Origin of the sequence: Kitasatospora sp. NPDC058170 (genome assembly GCF_042883905.1) — a bacterium.
GTDB lineage: Bacteria > Actinomycetota > Actinomycetes > Streptomycetales > Streptomycetaceae > Kitasatospora.
On record NZ_JBHVUV010000004.1, the window covers coordinates 326,923 to 337,854 of the forward strand.

Below are 10,932 nucleotides of genomic sequence, written 5' to 3' on the forward strand. Positions count from 1 at the left end.
CCCTCGTGGACATGGCAGCACTCATCGCCGTCCTCGGCGTGGCGTTCTTCTTCACCTACACCAACGGCTTCCACGACTCGGCGAACGCCATCGCCACCTCGGTCTCCACCCGGGCGCTGACGCCGAAGGCCGCGCTCGCGATGGCCGCGGTGATGAACCTGGCCGGCGCCTTCCTCGGCAGCGGGGTGGCGCACACCGTCTCCAGCGGCATCATCGCGACGCCGGTGGGCAACCAGGGCATGGCGATCCTGTTCGCCGCCCTGGTCGGCGCGATCACCTGGAACCTGGTCACCTGGTACTTCGGTCTGCCGTCCTCCTCCTCGCACGCGTTGTTCGGCGGCATGGTGGGCGCGGCCCTGGCCGGCGGCACCGAGGTGATCTGGAGCGGCGTCGTCGACAAGATCATCATCCCGATGATCGTCTCGCCGGTCGTCGGCCTGTTCGGCGGCTTCGCGGTCATGCTGGCGATCCTCTGGATCTTCCGGAAGGCCAACCCGCACCGCGCCAAGCGCAACTTCCGGGTCGCCCAGACCGCGTCGGCCGCCGCCATGGCCCTCGCGCACGGTCTGCAGGACGCCCAGAAGACCATGGGCATCGTGGTGATGGCCCTCACCATCTCGGGCCACCAGACCACCAGCGACATCCCGGTCTGGGTGAAGATCTCCTGCGCCACGATGCTCTCGCTGGGCACCTACGCGGGCGGCTGGCGGATCATGCGGACCCTCGGCCGCAAGATCATCGAGCTGGACCCGCCGCAGGGCTTCGCCGCCGAGGCCACCGCCTCGACGGTCATGTACATCACCTCGTTCGTCTTCAAGGCGCCGATCTCCACCACCCACGTGATCACCTCGGCGATCATGGGTGTCGGCGCCACCAAGCGGATCCGCGCGGTCCGCTGGGGCGTGGCGAAGAACATCGTGCTCGGCTGGTTCATCACCATGCCGGCGGCCGCCGTCGTCGCCGCGCTGATGTACTGGTTCGTCCACCTGTTCTGGGGCTGACCCCGTAGCGACAGAGGAAAGGGCCCGCCCCCACATCTCGGGGGCGGGCCCTTCTCATACTCCGCGGCGGCACCGCCATGCAGCACCGCGAAGCAGCTCGCGGACTCCGGTCTAGCCGAAGCGGCCGGAGATGTAGTCCTCGGTGGCCTGCACCGACGGGTTGGAGAAGATCCGCTGGGTGTCGTCCAGCTCGACCAGCTTGCCCGGCTGGCCGACGCCGGCCAGGTTGAAGAAGGCGGTGCGGTCGCTGACGCGGGCCGCCTGCTGCATGTTGTGGGTCACGATGACGATGGTGAACTGGGACTTCAGCTCGCCGATCAGGTCCTCGATGGCCAGGGTGGAGATCGGGTCCAGGGCCGAGCAGGGCTCGTCCATCAGCAGGACCTGCGGCTCGACCGCGATGGCGCGGGCGATGCAGAGGCGCTGCTGCTGGCCACCGGAGAGGCCGGCACCGGGCTTGTTCAGCCGGTCCTTGACCTCCTTCCAGAGGTTGGCGCCCTTGAGGGACTTCTCCACCACGTCGTCCAGGACGGCCTTCTTGCGGACACCCGCGAGCTTCAGCCCGGCGACCACGTTGTCGTAGATCGACATGGTCGGGAACGGGTTCGGGCGCTGGAAGACCATGCCGACCGCGCGCCGGACGGCGACCGGGTCGACCGAGGCACCGTAGAGGTTCTCGTCGTCCAGGAGGACCTTGCCCTCGACGCGGGCGTTGGGGATCACCTCGTGCATCCGGTTGAGGGTGCGCAGGAAGGTGGACTTGCCGCAGCCGGAGGGGCCGATGAAGGCCGTCACCGACCGGGGTTCGATGCTCATCGAGATGTCCTCGATGGCCTTGGTGGTGCCGTAGAAGGCGGACAGTCCGCTGACGTCGATGCGCTTGGCCATGATCTTTCGTCTTCTCTCGCCCGCGGCAGGGCCGCTGATGAATTCTGGTTCGTACGTCAGTCGGAGGCTCAGTGTCCGCCCTTGGGCGAACGCCAGCGCGCGATGCCCCGGGCGATGAGGTTGAGCCCCATCACGAAGGCGATCAGCACCAGTGCGGCACCCCAGGCGCGGGCGTAACCGTAGTCGTTGTTGACCATGGAGTACTGCTGCCAGATGTACATCGGCAGCGACTGCTGCGGCCCGTCGAACGGGTTCTCGTTGATGTACTCGGCGCCGAACACCAGCATCAGCACCGGGGCCGTCTCACCCGTGATGCGCGCGACCGCGAGCATCAGACCGGTGGTGATGCCGCCGATCGCGGTGGGGAGGACGATCCGCAGGATGGTCTTCCACTTCGGCACACCGAGCGCGTACGAGGCCTCGCGCAGCTCGTTCGGGACCAGCTTCAGCATCTCCTCGGTGGAGCGGACCACGACCGGCATCATCAGGATCGCCAGTGCGAGGGAGCCCGAGAAGCCGGAGTAGTTGAACCCGAGGGCGATGTTCCACAGGGAGAGGACGAACAGACCGGCGACGATCGACGGGACACCCGTCATGACGTCGACGAAGAAGGTGACGACCTTGGCGAGCGTGCCGCGGCCGTACTCGACCAGGTAGACGGCGGTCAGCAGACCGATCGGGGCGGCCATCGCGGTGGCCAGCAGGACCTGCTCCAGGGTGCCGATCAGCGCGTGGTAGATGCCGCCGCCGGGGCCCGAGGAGAGGACGCCCTTCATGGAGTGGGTCAGGAAGAAGCCGTCGACCACCCCCGCGCCCTGCTGGAAGGTGTAGACGGTCAGCGCGACCAGCGGGATCACGGCCAGGATGAAGGCGACCCAGACCACCGAGGTGGCGAAGCGGTCCTTGGCCTGGCGGCGGCCCTCGACCCGGGCCGCGAGCCCGTAGCTGATCGCCAGGAACAGCAGCGCGGAGATCAGGCCCCACTGCAGGTGGCTCTCCAGGCCGCCGACCGCGCCGATCGCGCAGCCCAGGGCGATCGAGCCGGCGGCGACGGCGGCGGGGGCCCAGGAGGGCAGCCGGTTCGCGGTCAGCGGGCGGCCGACCGGGCGGGCGTCCGCCGGAACGGTAGTGGTCGCGGCGCTCATGCGTTGGCCCCCGAGTACTCCTTGCGGCGGGCGACGATCAGCCGCGCGGCGCCGTTCACCAGCAGGGTGATCACGAACAGGACGAGGCCGGAGGCCATCAGCGCGTCCCGGCCGAAGGGCTGGGCCTCGCTGAACTTCAGCGCGATGTTCTGCGCGAAGGTGCCGCCGCCCGCGTCGAGCAGGTGCAGCGAGAGGACGTTGTTCGAGGAGAGCACCACCGCGACCGCGATGGTCTCGCCGAGCGCGCGGCCGAGGCCGAGCATCGAGGCCGAGATGATGCCCGGGCGGCCGAACGGCAGCACCGCGGTGCGGATCATCTCCCAGCGGGTCGCGCCGAGCGCGAGCGCCGCCTCCTCGTGCATCCGCGGCACCTGCCGGAAGACCTCGCGGCTCACCGCGGTGATGATCGGCAGGATCATGATGGCCAGCAGGATGCCGACGGTGAACAGGGTGCGCGGCGCGGCGCCCGTCTTGGACTGGTCGAAGATGTACGTCCAGCCGAGGTACTCGTCCAGCCAGCTGGTCAGCCCGTACAGGTGCGGCACCAGGAAGAGCGCGCCCCAGAGGCCGTAGATGATGCTGGGCACGGCCGCCAGCAGGTCCACCAGGTAGGCGAACGGCTGGGCGATCCGGCGCGGCGCGTAGTGCGAGATGAACAGCGCGATCCCGATCGCCACCGGGACGGCGATCGCCATGGCGATGGCCGCGCTGACGATGGTGCCGAACGCGAGGACGGCGATGCCGAAGACGGGCTTCGGGGCGTCCGGCGTCCACTCGAAGGTGGTGAGGAAGTTGCCCTCGTTCTTGCCGAGGGCGATGCCGGACCGCCAGGTCAGGAACCCTGCGATGGCGGCCATGACGGCCAGCAGCAGGATGCCCGAGCCTCGCGCGGCATTCATGAAGATCTTGTCGCCGAAACGGCTGTCGCGCTTGCGGCGTTCCCTGCCTCGCGGGGCGGCAGGGGAGGATGAAGTCATTGGTCTACTCCGGTCTGGTGGTGCTGCCCCGAGGGGGCGGCACCCTGGCGGCGGTGCCCCGGACGTGCTACTTCGGACGTGCGTCCCGGTGGGGGCGGCCCCGGCCCCCCTCGTTCACGGGGCCGCCCTCACCGGGAGGGTGCTACTGGATCAGGCGAGGGTCGGGATGACGGCGTTGACCTTGTCGGTCAGCTCCTTGGGGAGCGGCACGTAGCCCTTCTCGCCGATCGCCTTCTGGCCGGCGTCGCTGATGCCGTAGGACAGGAAGGACTTCAGGGCGTCGAGGGTGTCGGCCTTGTTGCCCTTGTCGCAGACGATCTCGTAGGTGACCAGGACCAGCGGGTAGGCACCCTCGTCCTTGGTCGCGTAGTCGAGGGTCAGCGCCAGGTCGCTGCCGGTGCCGGCGATCTTCGCCTTGGCGAAGGTGGTGGCGGCGTTGGCGGCGGTGGCCTCGACCGGCTTGGAGGCGCCGGTGCTGATCGCGGCGCTCTTCAGGTTGTTGGTCTGGGCGTAGGCCAGCTCGGCGTAGCTGATCGAGTTCTTGACCTGCTTCACCTGGGCCGCGACACCGGCGGAGCCGTTGGCGCCCTGGCCGCCCTTGCCCGCCCACGCCTTGGCCGGCGGGTAGGACCAGGCGCCGCCCGAGACCTTGGCGAAGTACTTGGTCAGGTTCTCGGTGGTGCCCGAGTCGTCCGTGCGGTGGACGGCCTGGATGTCGGCGTCCGGCAGCTTGGCGCCCGGGTTCAGCGCGGCGATCGCCGGGTCGTTCCACTTGGCGATCTGCGAGTCGAAGATCTTCGCGATGGTCGGGCCGTCCAGGACCAGGTTGTCGACGCCGTCCACGTTGTAGACGATCGAGACCAGGCCCGCGACGAGCGGCAGGTTGATGCCCTGGCCGCCGGTGCAGACCTTCTTGCTGTCCTCGACCTCGGCCGGCTTCAGCGCCGAGTCGGAGCCCGCGAACTGGATCTTGCCCTGGTTGAACTGCTGGACACCCGCGCCCGAGCCGCCGCCGCCGTAGTTGACGGAGGAGTCCTTGCAGGCCGCGCTGAAGTTGGTCTTCAGGACGTCGATCGCGGTGCCCTGCGCGGTGGAGCCCGCGGACAGCAGGGCGGCGGGCTTGGTGCCACAGTTGATCGCGGCCGGGGCAGCCCCGCTGGTGCCGCTGGCGGCGTTGTTGTTGTTCTCGTCCGAACCGCAGGCGGCGAGCGACAGCGAGCTGACGAGCGCCATGGCACCGATGGCGAGGGCCTTGGAGCGGCCGTTCCGCTGGAGCTTCACAGGGGTGTCCCTTTCTGTGGCATTGCCCGGCGCGCGGGCCGTACGAACACGGCGGAGCGCGGGTTTTGCTGTGGTCCGGGGCCCGTTCGGCCCTCCGGTAACCCCGAAGTTAGGCCGGGTAAGTGACACGTCAGCCGGTCAGAAGTGAACGGAGAGTGAACCTCGAACGGATGGCAGGAAACTACGCCAGGTAGTAACGGTTGCGTCACGGCAAGAACGCGGCGAGATCACTTCTACCGTTCCTTCACCGCACCGGTCACCGGCCGTGCACCCAGCAGCTCAAGCAGCGCGTCGACCAGCACCCGGTCCCGGTGATGGGTCAGCCGGGCCCGCGCCTTCCCGGCCGGCAGCCACTCCAACCGGTCCACCTCACGGTTGGGACGGAACGCGCCACCGGACGGCACCGCCGCCCAGTACCTGACCTCCTTGGGCCGCCCCTGCGCGAGATAGTGCTGGGCCGGCAGCTCCGGGCCCAGCACACAGCCGAAGCCGGTCTCCTCGCGGACCTCGCGCAGCGCCGCCTCGACCACGCTCTCGCCCGGGTCGAGCTTCCCCTTCGGCAGGCTCCAGTCGTCGTACTTGGGCCGGTGGATCACGGCGATCCGCGGCCGGCCCAGCCGACCGCTCTTCTTCGGCCGGCCCGGCAGCCACAGCACCGCACCGGCGGCCAGCACCACCGGCAGCCGCCCGGTACCCGCCCCGCTCGTCGTCTGACCTTCGCCCTGCTCGGTGCTCAGGCGGTTGCGCACGTCATGCCATCCGTCGTTCATGCCATCCGGGATGCGGGGGCCTGCCCCCGACCCTCGGCCGGGGGTACCTCCACCCAGCCGTCCAGGCCGGGCGGGAGCTCGGGCCACCGGCGGCCGAAGGCGTACCGTGCCGCCTCGACCTCCAGTCGCTGATCAGCATGCACCACCCCGAGCACGTACGCGGTCGCCGGGGTGATCCTCGGCGTACGCGCCGCCGTGGCCGCCGTGACCGCGGCGTCCGCCGCCTCCTGGTGCCGGCCCAGCACCCCGTCGAGGTCGTCCAGCTCGGGGGCCGTCCCCCCGCACACCTCCAGCGCGTACCGCGCCCGCTTCACCAGGATCCGCGTCCGGTGCCACGGCGCGTCGTCCGCCGCCAGCGCCGCGTCCGCGTCCACCGCCCCCCGGGCCTGCGGCACCGCCCCCAGCCGGCGCAGCCCGTCCCCGCCGTACGGCCTCGCCGCCCGGTGCAGGGGGAGCTGCTGGGCGCCCGCCGCCAGCGTCGTGAACGCGGTGGCGGCCTGCGGCAGCAGCACCGAACCGACCGACCCGCCCGCCGACTCCAGCAGCGGCGCGTCGCCGACCAGCAGCGTCATCCGGTCCGCCAGCGCGTGCAGCCGGGCCGACCGCAGATCCTGCAGCACCGTCGAGTGCGCCCTGGTCCGGGCCAGGGTGAGCTGCCGGTCCAGCAGCGCCCGGGCCTTCGGTGCCCCGGCGTGCCCGGCGAGCATCCCCGGGCCGTCCGCCTCGGAGCCGGTCAGCGAGTCCAGCGCGCCCAGCAGCCGGGCCGAGCGCCGGACGTACCCCGGCTCCAGCGCCAGCAGGTTGAGCAGCCAGCGCAGCTCGGTCCGCGACTCCTGCGCCCACAGCGGGTCGAACGACGCACCGAAGGTGTGCAGCAGCCCGCCGATCCGCCGGACCGTGCTCAACAGGTCGGCCGTCCCCGCGGACGGGACGGCGACCGTCCCCGGTCTGGCGCCGACCTCGCCCACCGCCAGCGGCAGGGCGCGCAGGAACGCACCGGCCTGGGCGGTGAGATGGCTGGAGAGGATGTCCCCGGCGGTCGCTGTGGACGCCGCCTGGGCCGTCATCGGCGCATCGGTCATGACTGGATAGATCCCCGTTCCCCCGGGGCCGTCCCCCGGGGCTGGTGGCCTACCGCTGGAGCGGGTCCCCCGACCGCTCCGCGGCTCGCGACAGTGAATCGTGGTCGGCGCGTCGCGGTCAGCGGGCGGCTGAGGCCCGACGGCGCTGACGCGAGTCGATCAGCAGGTCCTGGACGTGCCGCAGCCGCTTGCCTTCGGCGTCCTGCGCGCGCCGGGTCCAGGTGCCGTCCGGCCCGAGGTGCCAGGACTCCGTCTCGTCCGACACCCCGAGGTCGATCAGCCCGGACAGCTCGGCCCGGTGCGCGGGATCGGTGATCCGCAGCAGCGCCTCGATCCGGCGGTCCAGGTTGCGGTGCATCATGTCGGCGCTGCCGATCCACACCTCGGGATCGCCGTTGTTGCCGAACACGAAGATCCGTGAGTGCTCCAGGAACCTGCCCAGGATGCTCCTCACCCGGATGTTCTCGCTGAGCCCCGGCACGCCCGGGCGGATCGCGCAGATCCCGCGCACCCAGACGTCCACCGGCACGCCGGCCTGCGAGGCCCGGTAAAGCGCGTCGATCACGGCCTCGTCGACGATCGAGTTGACCTTCAGCTTCACGTACGCCGGACGGCCGGCCCGGTGGTGGACGATCTCGTTGTGGATCCGGGAGATCAGCCCGTCCCGCAGGCCGCGCGGCGCGGTCAGCAGCCGGCGGTAGGACTCGCGGCGCGAGTACCCGGACAGCCGGTTGAAGAGGTCCGAGAGGTCCGCGCCGACCTGCGGGTCCGAGGTCAACAGGCCGATGTCCTCGTACAGCCGGGCCGTCTTCGGGTGGTAGTTGCCCGTCCCCACGTGCGAGTAGCGGCGCAGGGTGTCACCCTCCTGGCGCACCACCAGCGACAGCTTGCAGTGCGTCTTCAGCCCGACCAGGCCGTAGACCACGTGGCAGCCGGACTCCTCCAGCTTGCGGGCCCACTTGATGTTGGCCTGCTCGTCGAAGCGCGCCTTGATCTCGACCAGGACGAGGACCTGCTTGCCGGACTCGGCGGCGTCGATCAGCGCGTCGACGATCGGCGAGTCACCGGAGGTCCGGTACAGCGTCTGCTTGATCGCCAGCACGTCCGGATCGCCCGCGGCCTGCTCCAGGAAGGCCTGCACCGAGGTCGAGAAGCTGTCGTACGGGTGGTGCAGCAGGACGTCCCGCTCGCGCATCGCGGCGAAGATGTCCGGCTGCGAGGCCGACTCCACGTCGGTCAGCCCGCGGGCCGTGCCCGCCACGAACTTCGGGTACTTCAGCTCGGGGCGGTCCAGGTCGGCGATGCCGAACAGGCCGGTCAGGTCGAGCGGACCGGGCAGCGGGAAGACCTCCGCCTCGGTGATGTTCAGCTCCCGCACCAGCAGGTCCAGGATGTAGGGGTCGATCGACTCCTCGACCTCCAGGCGGACCGGCGGGCCGAAGCGCCGCCGCATCAGCTCCTTCTCCAGGGCCTTGAGGATGTTCTCGGTGTCGTCCTCCTCGACCTCGAGGTCCTCGTTGCGGGTCACCCGGAAGGCGTGGTGCGCGAGCACCTCCATCCCGGGGAACAGCTCCTCCAGGTGCGCCCCCATCACGTCCTCCAGCGGGACGTACCGCTGCGGCGACGCCTCCAGGAAGCGGGCGAGGGACTGCGGCACCTTCACCCTGGCGAAGTGCTTGTGCCCGGAGACCGGGTTGCGCACGACCACGGCAAGGTTGAGCGAGAGCCCGGATATGTACGGGAAGGGGTGCGCCGGGTCGACCGCCAGCGGGGTGAGCACCGGGAAGATCTTCTGGCGGAAGAGGGTGTGCAGCCGGGCCTGCTCCTTCTCGGCCAGCTCCGGCCAGCGGACCAGCTCGATGCCCTCCGTCGCGAGGTCCGGGAGCACCTCCTGCTGGAAGGCGGCGGCGTGCCTCGCCATCAGCTCGCGCGAGCGGGTCCAGATGAGGTCCAGCACCTCGCGCGGCTGGAGGCCGGACGCGCTGCGCTGGGCGACGCCGGTGGCGATCCGGCGCTTGAGGCCGGCCACCCGGACCATGAAGAACTCGTCCAGGTTGCTGGCGAAGATCGCGAGGAACTTGGTCCGCTCCAGCAGCGGGATCCCCGGGTCCTCGGCCAGCTCCAGGACGCGTTCGTTGAAGGCGAGCCAACTGCGCTCGCGGTCCAGGAAGCGGCCTTGCGGCAGTTCGTCGAAGTCCTGCTCGTCCGCGGTCGGCAGCTCCGGCGGTATACCCAGCGCACTGGACATCCGGGCCGGCGGGGACAGCGGGGCAGAGACGGGGCGAGGGATGCTCATGGGCTCCAGCTCCTCCAGCAGGACGGCGTCCGGACGCGATGGGCTCTGCGGGCCGTCGTCCTCGCCCAGCGCCAGCGCCCACCCACCCGGCGCGGTCTGCACAGGACCGGCCGGCGGGTGTCGGTCAGCGCTGCACGAGCGAGACACTACGGACTTCATCCTGTGATCTTCGCGGCAGCAATTGAATCCACGGTAAACACCGCATGGCCAGGAGGAAAGCTGAATCGGTCGGGGCCGGAGGAGTCCGCCCTCTGCGGTTGCCCCGGCGCCGCCGCTCCGCTAGGCCGCCCGGTCCGCGCGGTACTGAACGCGGTACATCAGGTCCACCTCGTGAATGGCGAACCCCAGTCGTTCATATACCCGCACGGCGGCCGGGTTGTCGGCATCCACGTAGAGAAGTACGGTTTCCAGCCCGCGCTCGCCCGCACCCGTCCCGGTGAGGTGTCGCAGACCGGCGGCGGTCAGCGCCCGGCCGAGGCCGCTGCCCTGTTCCGCCGGGTCGACGCCGACCACGTACACCTCGCCGAGGGCGGGTTCGGTGGTGCTCCCCTGGTGCACCTTGGTCCAGTGGAAGCCCACCGCCCTGCCGTCCCGGGTGGCGAGGAAGAAGCCGGCCGGGTCGAACCAGGGCTCGGCGAGCCGGTCGGCCAGGTCCTGCGCGGTCCAGGAGCCCTGCTCCGGGTGGTGTGCGAAGGCCAGCGCGTTCAGCCGCAGCCATTCGGCGTCGTCCTCACCCGGGCGGAAGGTCCGGAGCTCGATCCCGTCCGGCACCGGGACGGCCTCGGTCTGCGGGCCGGTACGGCGCATCTGCCGCAGCTCGCGGACCAGCTCGGCCCCGTACGACTGGGCCAGGTGGCGGGCGGCCGGGTGACCACCGTGCACCCAGAAGTCGACGTACTCGCCACCGGCGGCGTGGGCCTCGGCGAGCACGGCGTCCACCAGCGGCCGGCCCAGGCCGCTCCCCCGGGAGGCCGGTGCCACCACCAGCTCGGCCGACGGGTTGCCGCCGCCGCCCTGCGGCACCTCCAGCTGCCCGTATCCGAGCGCGCCCGCGCCCTGGACGAGGTGGACCACTCCCGGCCGGGCCGCATCGGAGGACCGCAGGCGCAGCCGCCCCTGCTCGGAGACCGCCGCCCGGCCGTCCACCGCCTGGGCGTCCGCCAGGACGCGCAGTGCCGCGTCGCGCCACTCGGGCCGCAGGACCCCGTGGGCGACGACCGCGCGTTCCTCGGTCGCCGGCGTTCCGTCGTAGACCCGTGCCTGCTGAGCGTCCTGATCGTCCATGCCCTGACGATACGTCAACGGGTCAGGCAGGCGGGGTCACGCAATTCACTTCGGGCAATTCCCTGGAGGACAAACGCAAAGAACCCCCACCCGGAATCGGGTGGGGGTTCTTCGGAATGATTGTTCGGCGGCGTCCTACTCTCCCACAGGGTCCCCCCTGCAGTACCATCGGCGCTGTGAGGCTTAGCTTCCGGGTTCGGAATGTAAC

9 protein-coding genes and 1 rRNA gene are annotated in these 10,932 nt (G+C 70.6%); 1 reads left to right on the forward strand and 9 read right to left on the reverse strand.

Annotated features, from left to right (window positions below; all coding sequences use genetic code 11):
• Nucleotides 1-5 precede the first annotated feature (5 nt).
• Nucleotides 6-1,001 (forward strand): anion permease, encoded by a 996-nt coding sequence (locus tag ACFVVX_RS07660; RefSeq protein WP_387942491.1) that lies wholly within the window; start codon nucleotides 6-8, stop codon nucleotides 999-1,001.
• 111 nt (nucleotides 1,002-1,112) lie between these two features.
• On the opposite strand, the gene pstB is transcribed toward ACFVVX_RS07660, so the two are convergent.
• The 9 genes from pstB to rrf form a co-directional block, all read right to left on the reverse strand.
• Entirely contained in the window at nucleotides 1,113-1,889 is a 777-nt protein-coding gene (pstB, locus tag ACFVVX_RS07665) for a phosphate ABC transporter ATP-binding protein PstB (RefSeq protein WP_387942493.1), read from the reverse strand.
• 68 nt (nucleotides 1,890-1,957) lie between these two features.
• Complete coding sequence (pstA, locus tag ACFVVX_RS07670; RefSeq protein WP_387942495.1) at nucleotides 1,958-3,034, reverse strand: phosphate ABC transporter permease PstA; 1,077 nt, start codon at nucleotides 3,032-3,034, stop codon at nucleotides 1,958-1,960.
• Nucleotides 3,031-4,011, reverse strand: coding sequence for a phosphate ABC transporter permease subunit PstC (gene pstC / locus ACFVVX_RS07675; RefSeq protein WP_387942497.1), 981 nt, complete (start codon nucleotides 4,009-4,011; stop codon nucleotides 3,031-3,033). The genes pstA and pstC overlap by 4 nt, the downstream gene beginning before the upstream one ends.
• A 150-nt stretch (nucleotides 4,012-4,161) precedes the next feature.
• Nucleotides 4,162-5,292, reverse strand: coding sequence for a phosphate ABC transporter substrate-binding protein PstS (gene pstS, locus ACFVVX_RS07680; RefSeq protein WP_387942499.1), 1,131 nt, complete (start codon nucleotides 5,290-5,292; stop codon nucleotides 4,162-4,164).
• Between the two features lie 233 nt (nucleotides 5,293-5,525).
• Complete coding sequence (locus ACFVVX_RS07685; protein ID WP_387942501.1) at nucleotides 5,526-6,062, reverse strand: NUDIX hydrolase; 537 nt, start codon at nucleotides 6,060-6,062, stop codon at nucleotides 5,526-5,528.
• Entirely contained in the window at nucleotides 6,059-7,144 is a 1,086-nt protein-coding gene (locus ACFVVX_RS07690; protein WP_387942503.1) for a CHAD domain-containing protein, read from the reverse strand. The genes ACFVVX_RS07685 and ACFVVX_RS07690 overlap by 4 nt, the downstream gene beginning before the upstream one ends.
• 118 nt (nucleotides 7,145-7,262) lie before the next feature.
• Nucleotides 7,263-9,440, reverse strand: a complete 2,178-nt coding sequence (locus ACFVVX_RS07695) for an RNA degradosome polyphosphate kinase (RefSeq protein ID WP_387942505.1) — start codon at nucleotides 9,438-9,440, stop codon at nucleotides 7,263-7,265.
• Nucleotides 9,441-9,719: 279 nt separating this feature from the next.
• Entirely contained in the window at nucleotides 9,720-10,724 is a 1,005-nt protein-coding gene (mshD, locus tag ACFVVX_RS07700; RefSeq protein WP_387942507.1) for a mycothiol synthase, read from the reverse strand.
• Nucleotides 10,725-10,846: 122 nt separating this feature from the next.
• Nucleotides 10,847-10,932, reverse strand: a 5S ribosomal RNA gene (gene rrf, locus ACFVVX_RS07705); the annotation flags it as partial.

Bases quoted from the DNA above. Each gene is read 5' to 3' on its own strand.
- pstB (WP_387942493.1), bottom strand. From the start codon at position 1,889: ATGGCCAAGCGCATCGACGTCAGCGGACTGTCCGCCTTCTACGGCACC.
- pstA (WP_387942495.1), bottom strand. From the start codon at position 3,034: ATGAGCGCCGCGACCACTACCGTTCCGGCGGACGCCCGCCCGGTCGGC.
- pstC (WP_387942497.1), bottom strand. From the start codon at position 4,011: ATGACTTCATCCTCCCCTGCCGCCCCGCGAGGCAGGGAACGCCGCAAG.
- ACFVVX_RS07685 (WP_387942501.1), bottom strand. From the start codon at position 6,062: ATGAACGACGGATGGCATGACGTGCGCAACCGCCTGAGCACCGAGCAG.
- ACFVVX_RS07690 (WP_387942503.1), bottom strand. From the start codon at position 7,144: ATGACCGATGCGCCGATGACGGCCCAGGCGGCGTCCACAGCGACCGCC.
- ACFVVX_RS07695 (WP_387942505.1), bottom strand. From the start codon at position 9,440: ATGAGCATCCCTCGCCCCGTCTCTGCCCCGCTGTCCCCGCCGGCCCGG.
- mshD (WP_387942507.1), bottom strand. From the start codon at position 10,724: ATGGACGATCAGGACGCTCAGCAGGCACGGGTCTACGACGGAACGCCG.